Genomic DNA, 16,167 nt, shown 5'->3' with positions numbered 1-16,167 from the left:
ACGGTCCGGGCCGGGCCACAGTGCTGTTGTCACGGAACGCGCCGCCGGGCGGGATGCCGCCGCGGAACGTGCCGTCGCGGGACGTCAGCCGATCGTCGCCCCGAAGGCCGCCAGCGCCGCGGGCACCGGCTGGAAGAACGTCTCACCGCCGGCGGAGCAGTCACCGCTGCCGCCCGAGGTCAGACCGATCGCGCTGTCGCCCGAGAAGAGCGCGCCGCCGCTGTCGCCGGGCTCGGCGCAGACATCGGTCTGGATGAGACCGTTGACGACGTCACCGTTGCCGTAGTTGACGGTGGCGTTGAGCCCCTTGACCGTGCCGCCGTGCACCTGCGTGGTGGAACCGCTGCGCTGGACCGCCATGCCGACGGTCGCGTCGGCAGCCTTGGTGATCGGCTGCGTCTTGCCGTTGTAGAGGTCGACCTCACTCGGGTGCGGGGTGTCCGAGGTGTACTTCACCAGGCCGTAGTCGTGGCCGGGGAAGTCGGAGGCCGCGTTGGTGCCGATCTCGGAGCCGCCCTGCGAGTCCGACCAGCTGCTGACGGCCTGGGTGCAGTGCCCGGCCGTGATGAAGTACGGCTGGCCGTCCTTGACCACGTTGAAGCCGAGCGAGCAGCGCGCGCTGGAGCCCCAGATGGCGTCGCCGCCCGCGATGAGGGGCTTGAACTCCCCCGCGCTCCTCTTGAGTTCGGCCTTGGAGCCGAGGCCCTTGACGACACCGTCCAGCTTCGAGAGCTTCGCGCCGGAGACAGTGCGGTCGGCGGTGACGACGATCTTGTTACTGACCGGGTCCACCGCCCACGAGGTGCCCGGCAGCGATGCCTTGTCGGCCAGAGTCTTGCGGGCGCCGGTCAGCTCGGCCAGCGAGTTCTGGACGACTCTCGCCCGGCCGCCCGCCTTGCGCACACCTTGGGCGGCCGCCTCGTCGACGACGTTCACCACCAGGTTCTTGCTCTTGGCGTCGTAGTACGAACCTGCCGAGTCGGCGCCCAGTTTGTGGGTCAGCGACGACGCCAGGTTCCCGGCCGCCGTCACGGACAGCGTCTTCACCGGGGACGCCGGTGCCGACTCGCTGGCATTGGCCGTCTGGAAGGTGACGCCTGCGGCGATCAGTGCGGCGGCGCCGGTCGCTGCCGCTATCACGCGGCGCTTGGGTATGCGACGGTGCTTCAACTTCGACCTCCTGTGGGGGCCGCTTCCGGTCATGTGGGGTGACCGGAAGCGGAGGATGGAGCCGCCCACTATTCCGACAGTCACAGCTCGCACACAAGGTCGACTCGAGGACGGGCACACGACACCAACAAGGCGACCGCACTCCGTTCACGAATAGGGAGCCATCCAGCGGGATCAATACCGAAGAAAGCCCCGGAAAGCGACAAACGCGAAGCGGGCGCGATTGCCTCATGTCCGCTATCCACCGCCGGAGGACCGGATTGCGGCGCCCCTCAGCCGTACCCACACATTCCCACCAACTCCTCGCGCCGCATGACGTACTGATGGGCGGTCAGCGGCGGTGAAGTACGCAGAGCCCCCGTCCGGACTTCCGGACGGGGGCTCTGACGGGGCGGAAATGCCGTGTCAGTAGACGCTGACCCCGTAGGCGCTCAGCGCCTCGGTGACGGGCTGGAAGAAGGTCGTACCGCCCGATGTGCAGTCACCGCTGCCCCCCGAGGTGAGACCCAGGGCCTTGGAGCCCGAGTAGAGCGGGCCACCGCTGTCTCCCGGCTCGGCGCAGACCGTCGTCTGGATGAGGCCGGACACGACGTCGCCGCTGCCGTAGTTGACGGTGGCGTTCAGCGCGGTGACCTTGCCGCTGTGGGTCCCGCTGGTGGAGCCGGTCCGGGTCACCGTCTGCCCCACGGTGGGGTTGCCCGCGCTGGTGATGTCCTGGCTGCCGACGGTCCCGTCGTGCGCCACGGCGGAGTTGGTGTACTTCACGATGCCGTAGTCGTTGCCGGGGAAGCTGGTGCCGGCTGTCGGGCCGATGCTCGTGGTGTCGGACGAGTTGGTGTACCAGGCGGGAGAACCCTCGGTGCAGTGCCCCGCGGTGAGGAAGTAGTAGGTGGAGCCACTGCGTACGTTGAAGCCGACGGAGCACCGCCACTGCGAGGTGTAGATGGCGTCGCCGCCCTTGAGGAGCTTGTTGAACGTGCCGGATGTGCGCTCGACGCGCACCGCGCCGGCATCGGCCCCGGCCCGCTGCCGGATCCGGCTGATGTCCGCCGCCGAGACCGAGCTGTCCGCGGTGACGACAAGAGTGCCGGTCGCCTTGTCGGTGTACCAGGCGGTGCCCGCCACGTCCGCACTCTGCACGGCGTTGCTCGCGGCCGTCAGCTGCTGGGGGCTGTACGACCTGGCCTGGTCGGCGTGGGCCGCGGGGACGGTCAGCGCTGCCGCGACCATCAGGCCGGACGCGACGGCGACCAGCCGGCCGCGTCTCGCCGGGTCGCTGTGGGGGGTGGTGCGCTTGATCCTCATATCAGTTCCTCCGGAAGAGAATCCGCGGGCCCTTCGGGTGGGGGCCCATGAGGCGCAGGCCGGGACACGGCCGACGGAATCGCCGTGTCCCTGACAAATGCGCTGCCGGGAGTACAGCGCGACCCGGCCGTCGGGCACAAGAGCGCCTTTCGGCCGGGCACCGCCGCGGCACGGTCCCGGGTCAGTGCGTGAGCGCCCTGCGCTCACCCGCCGCGACCGCGATCGGGAGGGTGTTGCCCGGCGGCGGGAAGGGGCAGATGAAGTGCTCGGCGAACGCGCAGGGCGGGAGCAGAGCCCGGTTGAAGTCGACGTCCACTCTGCCGTCGGCCCCCGGTGCGGAGGGCCGCAGGAAGCGGAACCGGTAACTGCCCGTCCCGCTGGTGGTGTCGGCGAAGACCGCCCACAGCGAGCCGTCCTCCTCCTCGGCGACCTGGAGGGTGTGTTCGTCGCCCGCCAGATGGAAGGCGAGTTCGCCCGCGAGGCCGAGACCGCGGTCCCGGCCGTCGGCGTTCGGGACCCGCACGGTCCGGCTCGCGGCGTACGGCCGGTAGAGGCCGGGCAGCACCCAGTCCGCGCTGTACGGGGTGGCCTCGATACCGGCGAAGGCCCGCCGGTTCGCGGAGTCCGGGTCCCAGACGCGGACCGCCCACAGCCCCTCCCTGCGCAGCACGGCCAGCCTCCGCTCCCCCTGGGCCAGGCGGGCTTCCGCGGGCGGGGCGTGGTCGGCCGTGAGCACGGCCCGCCCGGTGAACGGCCTCCCGTCGAGCGAGAGTCCGTCCTCTTCGGTGGCTGTGAGCACCACCTCGTCGCCGGCCGCCTCCCAACGCCCGGCGACGGCCGGAATCCGTCCGTCCGTCGCGTCGTCGAGCCAGTGGGTACCGGTGAGGGCCAGCGGACCGTACGGTGCCTCGACCGTCGCCGTGCGCTGTTCGTGCCATGCCTTCCAGCTGTCCGGCGCTGTCGCCGCTTCGTCCCCGCCGCCGGTCCTGCCCGTTCCTTCTGTCATGAGATCAACCCTTCCATACCGGCTCGGCGAGGCCGAGGTGGGAGCGGAGCGTCGAGCCGGCGTACTCCGTGCGGAACACGCCACGCTCCTGGAGCAGCGGTACGACCTGGTCGACGAAGTCGTCGAGCCCGCCGGGGGTGAGATGCGGGACGAGGATGAACCCGTCGGCCGCGTCCGTCCGGACGAATTCGTCCAGTTCCGAAGCCACCGTCCCGGGAGTGCCGATGAAGGACTGACGGCCGGTGGTCTCGATGACCGTCTGCCGGATGGACAGCCCCTTCTCCTGCGACAGGGCCCGCCACTTCGCGGCGACGGCCGCCGGATCGGCGACCCGGACACGGCCCTGGACGAAGTCCGAACCGGGGTCGGGGTCGGTCTCCGGCAGCGGCCCGTCCGGATCGTACGAGGACAGGTCGCGGCCCCAGATCTGCTCCAGGGCGAGGATCGCGTTCTGCGGGGAGACCTGCTGCTCGCGGATTGCCGCGGCCCGTTCCGCCGCGTCGGCCGCCGTGTCGCCCAGCACATAGCTGACACCCGGCATGATCTTCAGGTCCGACGGCTCGCGGCCGTACTTCGCCAGCCGCCGCTTGATGTCGGCGTAGAACGTCCGGCCCGCCTCCAGCGTGCCGTGCCGGGTGAAGATCACGTCCGCGGAGGAGGCGGCGAACTCCCGTCCCTCGTCCGAGTCGCCTGCCTGGATGACCACCGGGTGCCCCTGCGGGGAGCGCGGGACGGTGAACTCCCCCGCGATGTCGAAGTGCCGGCCCGTGTGGGCGAAGGGACGCGGACCCCCGTCGGGGGCCCAGGAGTCCCACAGTTCGCGCGCCGTCGCGACGAACTCCGCGGCGCGGGTGTAGCGGTCGGCCCGGTCGAGGTAACCGCCCCGCCGGAAGTTCTCGCCGGTGAAGGCGTCCGACGAGGTGACCACGTTCCAGGCGGCCCGGCCGCCGCTGAGGTGGTCGAGGGTGGCCAGCCTGCGGGCGAGTTCGTACGGCTCGTTGAAGGTGGCGTTCACGGTCGCCGCCAGACCGAGGCGGTCGGTGACGGCCGCCAAGGCGTTGAGCACGGTGATCGACTCCGGTCTGCCGACCACGTCCAGGTCATGGATGCGCCCCTGGTACTCGCGCAGCCGCAGCCCCTCGGCGAGGAAGAAGAAGTCGAACCTGCCGCGCTCGGCCGTGCGGGCGAGATGCTCGAAGGACGAGAAGTCGATCTGGCTCCGGGAGCGCGGATCCGTCCATACGGTGGTGCTGTTGACGCCCGGGAAGTGGGCGGCGAGATGGATCTGCTTCTGCTGTGCCGTCACGGCCGCCCCCCGGTGATCGCGTCCTTCGGGTGCTGGGCCTGCGTGTCCCGTGCCCGGGTGCCCGGTGTCCGTGAGTGCCCCGGAGCGGCGGCGCCGGGGGCCCGCGGGCCGCGCGCGTGCCCGCCGGCGGGCCGGGCGAGCCCCAGGTGCTCGCGGAGTGTGGCGCCAGGGTAGAAGCGGCGCAGCAGGCAGTGGTGCTGGAGCAGCGGGACCGTACCGTCGACGATCAGGGGCAGGTCGCGTTCCACGTCGTCGGGCCGCAGGTGGAAGCCGTCGGCCGCGTCCTGCGCGTACCAGTCGGCGATCAGCCGGGCGAGGCCCACCGCGTCCGCGCTGGTGTGCAGTTCCACCGGCAGCGAGATCAGGACCCGAAGTTGTCCGGGCCTGCGGCCGCGGGCGGCTGCCCGGTTCCTGATCTCCTCCCGGAGCGTACGGGCGGTGAGCGGGTCCTCGGCCCGTACGAGGACGACATCGGCATGGCGGACGGCCGCCTCGCGGGCCGCGGCGCCGGTTCCGTCGATCACCGTGACGGGGTGGCCCTGGGGCGGTCTGGGGACGATGGCGGGACCCCGGACGGAGAACGTGCGGCCGGTGAAGTCGGTGTAGTGGAGCCTGTCACGGTCGATGAAGCGGCCGGTGGCGACATCCCGGATCTCCGCGTCGTCCTCCCAGCTGTCCCACAACCTGGCTGACACATCGGCGACTTCGCCCGCCTCGTGCCAGAGCTCGTCGACGGGCGCGGCGTCGCGCCGCCCGAACAGAGCGGCCTCGCCCGCGGTGGCCGACACGGCGGGGCTCCAGCCGGCCCGGCCGCGGCTGACCCAGTCCAGGGTGGCCACGGCGGACGAGACGTGGAAGGGCTCGGTATGGGTGGTGGTCACGGTCGGTACGAGGCCGATCCGTCCGGTCTCGGGTGCGACTCGGGCGAGCACGGCGAGCGCGTCGGGGCCGGGCCGGGCGAAGGAGTCGTCGAGGGTGACGAAGTCGAGAGTGCCGCGCTCGGCGAGACGCGCGAGGGCGGTGTGGTGCGCGGCGCCGTACTGCGGCCGGCCGCCGATCTCGGCGGCGAGGTGGAGGGGTCGGGGTGCTGCCATGGTCAGGAGTCCTTTCACAGGACCTTGGAGAGGAAGGCGCGGGTGCGCTCGTGCGCGGGGTGGTCGAGTACGCCGGCGGGCGGGCCCTGCTCCACGATCCGGCCCTCGTCCATGAAGACCACGGTGTCGGCGGCCTCACGGGCGAAGCCGATCTCATGGGTGACGACGATCATCGTGGTGCCGTGGGCGGCCAAGTCCTTGATGACGTCGAGGACTTCACCGACCAGTTCTGGGTCGAGAGCCGATGTGGGCTCGTCGAAGAGGAGCAGCCGGGGCTCCAGGGCGAGCGCGCGGGCGATGGCGACACGCTGCTGCTGTCCGCCGGAGAGCCTGGCCGGGTAGGCGGAGGCCTTGCCGGCGAGCCCGACGCGGGCGAGCAGCTCCGCCGCGGCTGCCTCCGCCTCCTTCCGCGGCTTCCCGAGGGCGGCCACGGGCGCTTCGACGATGTTCTCCAGCACGGTCAGGTGCGGGAAGAGATGGAAGTTCTGGAAGACGAACCCGATCCGGGTGCGCTGCTTGAGCACCTCGCGCTCGGGCAGCTCGTGGAGGCGGTCTCCGGAGCGGCGGTAGCCGACCAGGGCGCCGTCCACGCTGATCCAGCCGCGGTCCACCTTCTCCAGGTGGTTGATGGTGCGCAGCAGCGTGGACTTCCCCGACCCCGACGGGCCGAGGATGACGGTGACCTCGCCGGCGCGGACCGTCAGGTCGATGCCGCGCAGGACTTCGAGGGAGCCGAAGCTCTTGTGCACGGCGCGGATCTCGACCATGGCCGGGGAGGTGTCCGTACCCGCCGCGAGGGGGGCAACGGGTTCGGTGCCGGGTTCGGTGCCGCTCGCCTCCGTACCGCCCGGTCGCGTGCGGCTCGTTCCCGTCGGGCTCGCTGTCATGGTGTGGGCTCCTTGAGCAGGGTGAGGGCGGCGCGTGCGGTGGCGTCGTTCTGCCGGAAGGCGGGGGCGTTCGTGTGCGGCCTGGCGAAGGCGCCGGCGGAGCGGGCCGTGGTGTGCGGGCCGAGCGCGAAGCGGCGTGGATGGGGTCCCGTGCCGCGCTCCACGACCCGCCCGTCCGCCGGGTCCACGACGAGCAGTCCCGCCTCGTTGGACCGCGCCCCGTCCTCGTACAGCGCACTCAGCAGAGGGCTGCGGGTGCGCTCGGGCGAGGGCGACGGGAGCCTCGCCTCGACCAGGGCGCGGGCTTCGACCCGCGCTCCGGGCACGCTCGCGCTTCCCGCGCTGAACACACCGCGGCTCTCGTCGGCTTCGACCGTGATGCCCGCGCCGAGGAACCGCACCACGCCGGCGCGCGAGAGGGCGAGGAGCCGGCGCAGCCGCGGGCCCGGCGGCCCCGACGCCAGGTAGCTGAAGAACCCGTGCCAGCGGGCGCCCCCGGCACCGGTGTCGCCGAGGCGGGTCAGCTGCCCGTAGACCGAGAGCAGTCCGAGGAAGACGGCCAGGTCAGCGCTGTACGCCGGGTCGTGGCGGCGGGCGAGGTCGGCCTCGATGTAGTCGCGCAGGCTCTCCTGGAGCGCGTCGGCGGATTCATGGCGTAGGCCGTCCAGCGGCCGGTCGATCGCGGCGGGGTCGAATCGGTCGGCGGGGTCGGGGACGGCGTCCTCGGCGAGCGCGGCCAGTTCGGAGCCGGAGACGGCCGCGTACTTCTCCTCGAAGACCGGCCAGTCGACGGTGGTGCGCCCGGGGTGTGCGGTGAAGAGCCGGTGGTAGTGGGCGAATCCGAGCTCACGGTCGATGAGCGGCCGTACATCACGGTCGAAGTCGACGGGTTCGTCCCTGGCGAGCAGCTCGTCCACCTGCGCGGGACCGAAGAAGCGCGGCAGCGGCGGGCGTTCGCCGGTCCAGGTGTAGCCGATCTTGGAGTGGTACGGCACCCCGCGCCGCGATCCCACGTACAGGACCGGCTCCCGGCCGGACGCCAGATACTCCCCCCGCTCGTCGTAGCGGCCTCCGCGCCCCTCGGTGAGGAGCACCATCAGGTCGACGAACGCGAGGCCGAAGCCGCGGACGACGACCGGCTCACCGGCCGCGAGCACCGACAGGTCACTGTCCGCGGTGAAGGCCGGCGGCAGGTGTACGAGGCCGTGCCGTCCCGCGAACGCGGCCAGCTCCTGCTGTTCCTCGTCGGGGTCGGCGTCGAGGTGGCCGAACGCCAGCACCACCAGATCGGCGACGAGCGGCTCGGCGGCCCCTTCCAGCCACACCTGCTGACGGCCGTCGGCGGGACCGCTGATCCGTACGGCCCGTGCCGGGTGCTCGTGCACGGTGCTGCCCGGCGGCAGCGCCGCCACGGCCTCCTCGTACACCCAGCGCAGATAGCCGCTCTGCGCCTGCCTGCTGGGAAAGGACTGCGGGTCGGCCCCCGCCCACGCGTCGAAGGCGGGGCCGGGGCGTACGGGCCCTTCCAGGGGCTGTGCGGATTCGTCGGTGAACATGGTGACGTCGGCCGCCATGGAGTTCATCCACAGCAACGGGGACTGGTCACGCCGCCAGATCCGCCCGCCGCCCGGCGGGAACGGGTCGACCAGATGGATGTCGAGTGGCCGGTTCCCGTACAGCGAAGGGGCGTTGGCCGCGAGCCGCTCCAGGAATCCGGTGCCGCGCGGTCCGGCGCCTATCACCGCGACGGTCCCCCTCACCGGGCACCGCGCGCGTAGTGGCGCTCGATGTAGTGCTGGCCCGCGCTGAGCACCGAGGTGACGGCCGCGTACCAGATGGTGGCCACCAGGAGCAGCGGGATGACCTGGTAGGTGCGGTGGTAGACGAGCTGCACGGAGTAGAGCAGGTCCTGGACGGCGATGACGGAGACGATCGATGTGCCCTTGAGGGTGCCGATGAGCATGTTCCCGGCGGGCGGCACGATGGACCGCATGGCCTGCGGGAGCACGATCCGCCGCAGCCTGCGCCACCGGCCGAGCCCCAGCGACTCGGCCGCCTCGATCTGGCCCCGCCCGACGGAGAGGATGCCCCCGCGGACGACCTCGGCGGCGTAGGCCGCCTCGTGCAGGGTGAGTCCGATGATGGCGACGGTGACCGGGCCGAGGAGGTTGACGGTCCTGACGCCCAGGATCTGCGGGTAGAGGGCTCCGATGTTGAACCAGAACAGCAGCTGCACCAGGATCGGTGTCGACCTGAAGAGCCAGATGTATCCCCAGCCGACGGCGCGCAGAACGGGGTTGGCGGACATCCGCATCACTGCCAGCAGGGTGCCGAGCGCGAATCCGAGCACCATGACGGCGGCGGTGAGCCACAGCGTGAGGCCGAGCCCGCGCAGCACCGCTGTGGTGGCGAAGTAGTCGCCGACGACGCCCCACTGGAAGGCGTCGTTGCGGACGACGGAGGTGACGGCGCCCGCGAGCAGCAGCGCCACCAGAGTGGCCGCCACCCACTGGCCGGTGCGGCGGACCGGCACGATGCGCGGTACGGGGTCCTCGGCTGCGGGCGGCGCCTGGGAGAGCTGGGGAAGGGTGTCTGACGACGCGGACATGAGAAGGCTCCGTGGATGCAGAGATCGAACACGGTGTTGCCTTCAACGCTTGCAGCGCGGACCGAGCCCCTCAGCACGGTCCACGGCTGAGACTACGGCGCCCGTTCCGTGCGCTGTCAAGCATGTCCACACTGTGGGCGTTACGTCTCAAGGCAGTTGACGGGGAAACGGATGCCTGTTCCACTTGGGCCATGCATCCGCAGCAGTGGCTGGTCACACGCTCCCACATCGACTTCGGTCGAGTGTGGTCCTCTTCCTGTTGAGCTGACCCCCGCACATTCTCGCTGCGCGCCTCTTCGCGTACCGCTTCCGCTCCTGCCCTCTCTGCGGGCCTCCTTCAGGCGATCTCGTCCCGCGTTCGCGCCGCGGCATCGCGCTGATCTCTCACGCCTTCACCCGCGCAGCGCTTTCCCCCCCTCCCTCACTGTCCGCCTTTCCCCGTGGGCCCTTCCGCCGTAGTCCGCTGCCCCGTCGTGCCCGCGCCTCGCGGTGCGCCGTCCTGGGCCGGTCGCAACGGCTGTCGTGCCGTGCGCATCTGGAGAACCCGACGTCATGAACAAGATCCCAAGAGGCGCTGCCGCTGCCCTGATCGCCGCGGCCGCGCTGACCCTGACGGCCTGCGGTTCGGGCGACCCGGCGACGACGGGCGGCGGTTCGCGGCCCGCGGCGAAGCCGGCAGCGCTGCCGACCCGGGATGTGGTGTCGAGTGTCCGTACCGACCGGGCCGCCGCCGCCCTGCTCCCCGCTGACGTGCGGAAACAGGGCACGCTCAGCATGGCGACCGCGGTGGGGGGCGCTCCGCCGGGCACCAGTTATCTGCCCGACGGAAAGACCATGGCGGGCCAGGACATCGACTTCGCGGACGCCGCCGCCAGAGCGCTGGGCCTGAAGCTGAAGCGCCAGGCAGCGGGTTTCGAGACGATCCTGCCCGCGCTGGGCAGCGGCAAATTCGACCTGGGCGTAGGCAATTTCGGTGTGACCGACGAGCGCCGCAAGGTCATCGACTTCGTCACCTACATCAATGACGGCCAGGGCTTCGCCGTACGCGAGGACAGCAAGCTGGGCAAGGTGACCGATCTGACCCAGCTGTGCGGTCTGAATGTGGCGACCGGTGCCGGCACGACGTTCGAGGCGACGCTGGAGGCAGCGGGAAAGCAGTGTGCCGCAGCGGGGAAGAAGGACTACAAGGTCCAGACGTACGCGGACTCCGCCGCGCTCTGGGGCTCCCTCCAGCAGGGCCGCAGCGATGTCGTGATGTCGACGATCAACGGCCTGCGCTTCGCGGTCGAGCAGCAGCCGGGGCTGAAGTTCCTCAATGAATTCCACCGCCTCGACGTGGGGTTCGCCTTCAAGAAGGGGACTCCGCTCGCCCGTGCCTTCCGGGCCGCGGTGAACCGGCTCATCAAGGACGGTACGTACGAGCGCATCCTGAAGAAATGGGGCACCGTGCCGTCCGGGATCAAGGAGTCGCGGATCTCACCGCCCGAGATCAAGTAACCCCGTACGGCGGTCAGCAGCCGTCACAGGGGCAACAGCAGTCGCAGCCGTCACAGTCGCAGCCGCTGCAGTCACAGCCGCCGCAGTCGCAGTCACTGCAGTCGCAGTCGTTGCAGCAGCCTTCGCGCTTCCGGCGCGACCAGGGGCCCTCGAACTCGGAGGAGCAGCAGACCTGGCAGGTGCAGCAGAGGCCGGTGGCGACGGCGCAGCCCGCCAGGAAACCGCGCCCGGGACGCTTCTCGTGCCCTTCGTCACCGCCCGGCCCTCCGCCCTCGGGTGCTTCCGGGGCTTCCGGGTCGAATCCGGGCGGCGGCGGGCCGAACGGTCCGGGCGCCCGGTGGGTGCAGCTCCCGCCGAAGGCCCGGTCGACCGAGCGCCCGAGCTCATGGGCGAGCAGTACATGCGCCAGCCGGTCGTCCGCGAAATCCGCGTCGCGGAGCGCGAGCCGTATGCCGTGCAGGGCGTCGTCGCACAGCCTGCGGGCCTCGCCGATGGAGGTACCGGTCGCGGCGAGCGGGTTCCAGGCTCCCGACGCGGCGTCAGCTTCCCTGTCCTCCACGGCATCCAGCAGATGGGCCAGCCTTCCGAAGAGGCGGCCGGCCTCGGCGAGCGGCGCGGCGTTACCCGGTCGCCCCGCCAGCACGGCGGTGTGCGCGAAGGCCGCCGCGGTGGCGGTCTCGGTCGGCTCGGTGACGGTGAGCAGGGGCGTGCCGGGGCCGGCGAGCGCCTCGATCCCGGTCTGCCGGTCGACGGCGTCGAGCAGCAGGGCGGTGTCGAATCCGAGCTCGGCGCCGGTGCGGGCCCCGGCGCGGTCCCAGCGGGCGGCGACACGCCGGGCTGCCGCGGCGACCGGCCTGCGCGCCAGGAGCCCGTCACCGTCCGCCGCGTGGTCCCGCATCTTCGCCGAGGCCAGCACCAGGGATACGGCGGCCGCGAGCCGGGCGCCCTCACCCTTCGCGACAGGAGCGGTGCGCATACCGCGCAGTGGGCAGGGGCCCGCGGTCCTGCGCCGGCCGGTGGGCCGTTCCGTCTGAGCCTCCGTCAGCACGGAGATGATCAGGCCGTCGTAGTTGGTGGCGATCCGCGCGAACTGGCCGTGGTCACCGCGCAGCGCCAGGCAGAGCCCGCACAGATGAGCCATCCACTCGGCCCTCAACCCCTCGGAGAGGCGGTGCGTACAGGGCCTGACTATTCCGAACACGGTGCTCCCCCGAGCGTCGTTCACCGGTGCCGGACAGGGTGTGACGGCGCCCCAGGCATCGTAGCGAGGGGCCTCTTCACCCGTACGACCCCACCGTCACCCATACGGCTGGAGACTTCCTATTTTCATTCTGTCAGCAGTCGTACGTAGGAAGAATCCTGACGAACCGCCACAACTTCTGCACCAGTACCGTCACGAATCCCCTACGCGCCGACTATCCACTTGGCGCACGATCCACATCATGGACGACGATAGGGGGGCGGAACGCAGAAGAACCGCGGCGAAAGGAGGCGTCCATGGGATCGGTACGCAAGGCGAGTGCCTGGCTGGGGCTCGTCGAGGACAACGACGACGACCGCTACTACGACGACGATTACACGGAGGGCGCCGAGTCCCCGGCTGCGGCCGAGGCATGGGTGACCGACCCGAGGGTCAGGGTCGCCTCCGAGGCGGCTCAGGCGAAGAGCCGCCGGATCGCGACGATCACACCCGACAGTTTCAGGGACGCGCGCAGTATCGGCGAGATGTTCCGGGACGGCGTCCCGGTGATCGTCAACCTCACGTCCATGGAGCCCGCCGACGCCAAGCGTGTGGTGGACTTCGCCGCCGGGCTGATCTTCGGGCTGCGCGGATCGATCGACCGCGTGGCCAACCGGGTCTTCCTGCTGACCCCGTCCGATACGAAGATCGTCAGCGGGGAGGCCGCCGGCCGGTCCACCGAGGGCGGCTTCTTCAACCAGAGCTGAGCCCGGGGTGAGCCCCGGCGGTGCTCCGGGGGGACGGCCCCCGGAGCACGTAACGGCCGGCGGCGACCGCGGCCCGGACCTACCGGAACGCGTCGAGGCCGGTGAGTGCCTTGCCCAGCACCAGTTGGTGCATCTCGACGGTGCCCTCGTAGGTGAGCACCGACTCAAGGTTGGTCGCGTGCCGCATCACCGGGTACTCGAGTGAGATCCCGTTGGCGCCGAGGATCGTCCGCGAGGTGCGGCAGATCTCGATCGCTTCCCGCACGTTGTTGAGCTTTCCGAAGCTCACCTGTTCCGGACGGAGCCTCCCGGCATCCATCCGCCGCCCGATGTGGTGCGCGAGCAGGATGCCCTTGTGCAGTTCGACCGCCATGTCGGCGAGCTTGGCCTGGGTGAGCTGGAAGCCGCCGATCGGCCTGCCGAACTGCTCACGCGTCCTGGAGTAGTCGAGCGCGGCCTCGAAACTGGCGCGCGCGGCGCCCATCGCCCCCCAGACGATCCCGTACCGGGCGTGGCTCAGGCAGCTCAGCGGGCCCTTGAGCCCGGTGACCTCGGGCAGGACCGCTTCGGCCGGGAGCCGGACCTCGTCGAGGACGAGCTCGCTGGTGACCGAGGCCCGCAGCGACCACTTGTGCTTGATCTCGGGAGCCGAGAATCCCGCGGTGTCCGTGGGGACGACGAAGCCGCGGACCCCTTCGTCCGTCTGCGCCCAGACGACGGCGACACCCGCCACCGATCCGTTGGTGATCCACATCTTGCGGCCGCTCAGCACCCAGTCGGTGCCGCTGCGCTTGGCGTACGTGCGCATCCCGGCCGGGTCCGAGCCGTGGTCGGGCTCGGTGAGCCCGAAGCAGCCGATGATCTCGCCGGCGGCCATACCGGGCAGCCAGCGCTGCTTCTGCTCCTCGGAGCCGAAGCGGTGAATCGCGTACATCGCCAGAGAACCCTGCACCGAGACCAGCGACCGGATGCCCGAGTCGGCGGCCTCCAGCTCCAGGCAGGCGAGTCCGTACTGCACGGCGGTGGCGCCCGCGCATCCGTACCCCTGCAGGGACATGCCCAGCGCGCCGAGCGAGCCCAGCTCACGGGCCAGCTCACGGATGCCGGGCAGCTCGCCCTTCTCGTACCACCCGGCGATGTGCGGCAGGACCCGGTCGGCGGCCCACGCGCGGACGGTGCCGCGGATCGCGAGATCCTCGTCGCCGAGCAGATCGTCCAGCCCGATGGGATCGGCCGGGTCGAAGGGCGGCAGCTTGGACGGTGCGGACATGGGGGTGCCTCCGGCGGCTCGCGCGGACAACGGATTAAAACTAGCAGTGTTAGTTACGGAAGTGCCGCTGACGTTACGGGTCAGTGTCCCGCTCGTCCAGACCCGGCCGCCTCGGCCGACACGGGACGCGGCTGGGCAGGTGCGGGCACCCTCGGCAGACCCTCACGGACCTGCCCGTCGACGGACGGCCCGGCGTCGGCCCGCGCCCCGTCCGGCTCCGTCCGCGGCCGGCCGACGCGCGGCCGCTCCTGCGGACCCGCTCCGCACTCCATCACCCGGGGCAGCCGCAGCGCGGCGACCGCGCCGAGCAGCAGCAGCCCCGCACTGACGAAGAGGGTCACGTGCAGCCCGTGGACGAAGGCGTCGCGGGCCGCGCTGCGCAGCGCGGCGCCGGCGGGGCCGCCGAGCCGGGCGGAGACCTGGTACGCCTCCCCCAGCGAGTTTGCCGCCTGACGGCTCGACGCGGCCGGCACCCCGGGCACCGAGCGGAGCGAAGGGCCGTACGCGGCGTTCATGACGCTGCCGAGAAGCGCTATCCCCATACCGGCCCCCAGCTGGTACGAGGTCTCGCCGATCGCGGCAGCGCCGCCGGCCCGGTCGGCGGGCACCTCGCTGAGCATGGACTCGTACGCCCCGAAGAGCGTGGCCTGGAGGCCGAAACCGAGCAGCACGAAGGCGATGGTCAGCACCAGCGGGTCGTCGTGGGACCCCATCCGCACCAGACAGAGCACGGCGGCCGCCGTCAGCACGAAACCCCAGCCGACCATCCGGCGCGGCCCGACCCGGCGCAGCACCCAGGACCCCAGGGCTCCGGCGGTGATCGCGGCGAAGGTGAGCGGAAGCAGCCGCAGACCGGTCGCCAGCGGGCTCAGGCCGAGCACCAGCTGGAGGTACTGGACGGCGATCAGCTCCAGGCCGACCAGGGCCAGCATGGCCACGACGATGCAGCCGACCGCCGTGGTGAAGGTGGGCCTGGAGAACATCCGGACATCGATGAGCGGATGCTCCCGGCTCCGCTGCCGCCGGACGAAGAGCACCAGCAGCACGGCGCCCGCCACCAGCGGTACGAGCGTCGCGGCGCCCAGGAAGCCCTCTCCGCCGCCGATGCGCTTCACACCCAGGATCACGCCGAGCACACCGGCGGCGGCCATCAGCGCGCCGAGCACGTCCCAGGGGCCGTCGGCGCTGCCCCTCGACTCGGGAAGCACCCACCGGGCCAGCGGCAGCAGCACCGCCATCAGCGGGAGGTTGATCAGAAAGACGGAGCCCCACCAGAAGTGCTCCACGAGGAAGCCGCCGAGCACCGGGCCGATGGCAGCGCCGACCGCGGCCACCGCGGTCCAGACCCCGATCGCCACGGCGCGTTCCCGACGGTCCGGGAAGACCGCGCGGAGGATCGACAGCGTCGCCGGCATGATCATCGCGCCACCGATACCGAGCAGGGCACGCGCCCCGATCAGGATCGCGGGGGTCCCGGAGAAGGCCGCGACCGCCGAAGCGACCCCGAACAGTCCGTACCCGATCAGCAGAATGCGGCGGCGGCCCACCCGGTCGCCGAGCGTGCCGAAGAGGATCAGCAGCGACGCGCAGACCAGCGGATAGGCGTCGACGATCCAGAGCAGCTGGATGGCTCCGGGGCGCAGGTCCTCGGTGAGCGCCGGGACCGCGACGTGCAGCACGGTCGCGTCGAGTGCCACCAGCAGCAGGCTGACGCACAGGACGACGAGGACGACCCAGCGGTTGGCACCGGCAGCGACGGCGGCGCCGGGGCGCCTGCCGGCCGTGGACGTCCCTGACATGCGCGTACCTCCCACAACAGTGTCTCCCTCGCGCTCGGCGGACCTGCGGGGACTCACGCCCTCCGGGGCCCGGCTTCGACGGGCGAGTGAGCCGTCAGCGTACGCGAGACCTCGCGCCTGTCACGTGGCCCATGTCACCTCCGGAGCCCTTCGTCCGGACCGGACCGGCCGTGGGCCCGGGGCGCCCGGACGGGCCTGCGAGGGGGCCGGTACGGCGGCGGCACCCTCGAAAAATACTGAGTGCTCAGTCACAAAAGCCTTCAGTGGAGAGCCGATAA

13 protein-coding genes are annotated in these 16,167 nt (G+C 71.4%); 2 read left to right on the top strand and 11 right to left on the bottom strand.

What is annotated here, in order from left to right; translation table 11 throughout:
- Positions 1–84 precede the first annotated feature (84 nt).
- The 8 genes from OG584_RS28305 to OG584_RS28270 form a co-directional block, all read right to left on the bottom strand.
- The gene (locus OG584_RS28305) at positions 85–1,170 is read right to left on the bottom strand and encodes a S1 family peptidase (RefSeq protein ID WP_405782010.1); all 1,086 of its coding nucleotides are present in this window, start codon (positions 1,168–1,170) and stop codon (positions 85–87) included.
- 405 nt (positions 1,171–1,575) lie between these two features.
- Positions 1,576–2,475: a S1 family peptidase gene (locus OG584_RS28300; protein ID WP_405782009.1), complete on the bottom strand. Its 900-nt coding sequence runs from the start codon at positions 2,473–2,475 to the stop codon at positions 1,576–1,578.
- Between the two features lie 181 nt (positions 2,476–2,656).
- Positions 2,657–3,481, bottom strand: a complete 825-nt coding sequence (locus OG584_RS28295; RefSeq protein WP_405782008.1) for a DUF1684 domain-containing protein — start codon at positions 3,479–3,481, stop codon at positions 2,657–2,659.
- A 4-nt stretch (positions 3,482–3,485) separates the two neighbouring features.
- On the bottom strand, positions 3,486–4,787 hold the full coding sequence (locus OG584_RS28290; protein WP_405782006.1) for an NtaA/DmoA family FMN-dependent monooxygenase: 1,302 nt from the start codon (positions 4,785–4,787) through the stop codon (positions 3,486–3,488).
- A complete protein-coding gene (locus OG584_RS28285; protein ID WP_405782004.1) occupies positions 4,784–5,881 on the bottom strand; it encodes an LLM class flavin-dependent oxidoreductase in 1,098 nt (365 codons plus the stop codon). The genes OG584_RS28290 and OG584_RS28285 overlap by 4 nt, the downstream gene beginning before the upstream one ends.
- 14 nt (positions 5,882–5,895) lie before the next feature.
- The gene (locus OG584_RS28280; RefSeq protein WP_405784322.1) at positions 5,896–6,648 is read right to left on the bottom strand and encodes an amino acid ABC transporter ATP-binding protein; all 753 of its coding nucleotides are present in this window, start codon (positions 6,646–6,648) and stop codon (positions 5,896–5,898) included.
- Positions 6,649–6,764: 116 nt separating this feature from the next.
- Positions 6,765–8,528, bottom strand: a complete 1,764-nt coding sequence (locus tag OG584_RS28275; RefSeq protein WP_405782002.1) for an FAD/NAD(P)-binding protein — start codon at positions 8,526–8,528, stop codon at positions 6,765–6,767.
- Positions 8,525–9,376, bottom strand: a complete 852-nt coding sequence (locus tag OG584_RS28270; RefSeq protein WP_405782000.1) for an amino acid ABC transporter permease — start codon at positions 9,374–9,376, stop codon at positions 8,525–8,527. Before OG584_RS28270 ends, OG584_RS28275 begins: the two co-directional genes overlap by 4 nt.
- A 552-nt stretch (positions 9,377–9,928) precedes the next feature.
- On the opposite strand from OG584_RS28270, the gene OG584_RS28265 reads away from it, so the two are divergent.
- Positions 9,929–10,873 carry an ABC transporter substrate-binding protein gene (locus tag OG584_RS28265; RefSeq protein ID WP_405781999.1) on the top strand — a complete coding sequence of 315 codons (945 nt, stop codon included), beginning with the start codon at positions 9,929–9,931 and terminating at the stop codon, positions 10,871–10,873.
- Between the two features lie 13 nt (positions 10,874–10,886).
- Here OG584_RS28265 and OG584_RS28260 read toward each other — a convergent pair whose 3' ends face one another.
- Positions 10,887–12,074 (bottom strand): DUF5685 family protein, encoded by a 1,188-nt coding sequence (locus tag OG584_RS28260; protein WP_405781997.1) that lies wholly within the window; start codon positions 12,072–12,074, stop codon positions 10,887–10,889.
- 296 nt (positions 12,075–12,370) lie between these two features.
- Between OG584_RS28260 and OG584_RS28255 the strand changes: the two genes are divergently transcribed.
- On the top strand, positions 12,371–12,820 hold the full coding sequence (locus OG584_RS28255; RefSeq protein ID WP_405781995.1) for a cell division protein SepF: 450 nt from the start codon (positions 12,371–12,373) through the stop codon (positions 12,818–12,820).
- A 79-nt stretch (positions 12,821–12,899) separates the two neighbouring features.
- Here OG584_RS28255 and OG584_RS28250 read toward each other — a convergent pair whose 3' ends face one another.
- The gene (locus OG584_RS28250) at positions 12,900–14,090 is read right to left on the bottom strand and encodes an acyl-CoA dehydrogenase family protein (RefSeq protein WP_405781993.1); all 1,191 of its coding nucleotides are present in this window, start codon (positions 14,088–14,090) and stop codon (positions 12,900–12,902) included.
- A gap of 80 nt (positions 14,091–14,170) precedes the next feature.
- Positions 14,171–15,889, bottom strand: a complete 1,719-nt coding sequence (locus OG584_RS28245) for an MFS transporter (protein WP_405781992.1) — start codon at positions 15,887–15,889, stop codon at positions 14,171–14,173.
- Positions 15,890–16,167: the final 278 nt, after the last annotated feature.

The organism is Streptomyces sp. NBC_00859 (assembly GCF_045161865.1).
In the GTDB taxonomy this organism is placed as follows: Bacteria; Actinomycetota; Actinomycetes; order Streptomycetales; family Streptomycetaceae; genus Streptomyces.
This window is presented reverse-complemented; position numbering and strand designations above follow the sequence as displayed.

Coding starts and splice junctions, on each gene's coding strand:
- OG584_RS28300 (WP_405782009.1), bottom strand. CDS start 2,475: ATGAGGATCAAGCGCACCACCCCCCACAGCGACCCGGCGAGACGCGGC.
- OG584_RS28295 (WP_405782008.1), bottom strand. CDS start 3,481: ATGACAGAAGGAACGGGCAGGACCGGCGGCGGGGACGAAGCGGCGACA.
- OG584_RS28285 (WP_405782004.1), bottom strand. CDS start 5,881: ATGGCAGCACCCCGACCCCTCCACCTCGCCGCCGAGATCGGCGGCCGG.
- OG584_RS28280 (WP_405784322.1), bottom strand. CDS start 6,648: ATGGTCGAGATCCGCGCCGTGCACAAGAGCTTCGGCTCCCTCGAAGTC.
- OG584_RS28270 (WP_405782000.1), bottom strand. CDS start 9,376: ATGTCCGCGTCGTCAGACACCCTTCCCCAGCTCTCCCAGGCGCCGCCC.
- OG584_RS28265 (WP_405781999.1), top strand. CDS start 9,929: ATGAACAAGATCCCAAGAGGCGCTGCCGCTGCCCTGATCGCCGCGGCC.
- OG584_RS28255 (WP_405781995.1), top strand. CDS start 12,371: ATGGGATCGGTACGCAAGGCGAGTGCCTGGCTGGGGCTCGTCGAGGAC.
- OG584_RS28250 (WP_405781993.1), bottom strand. CDS start 14,090: ATGTCCGCACCGTCCAAGCTGCCGCCCTTCGACCCGGCCGATCCCATC.
- OG584_RS28245 (WP_405781992.1), bottom strand. CDS start 15,889: ATGTCAGGGACGTCCACGGCCGGCAGGCGCCCCGGCGCCGCCGTCGCT.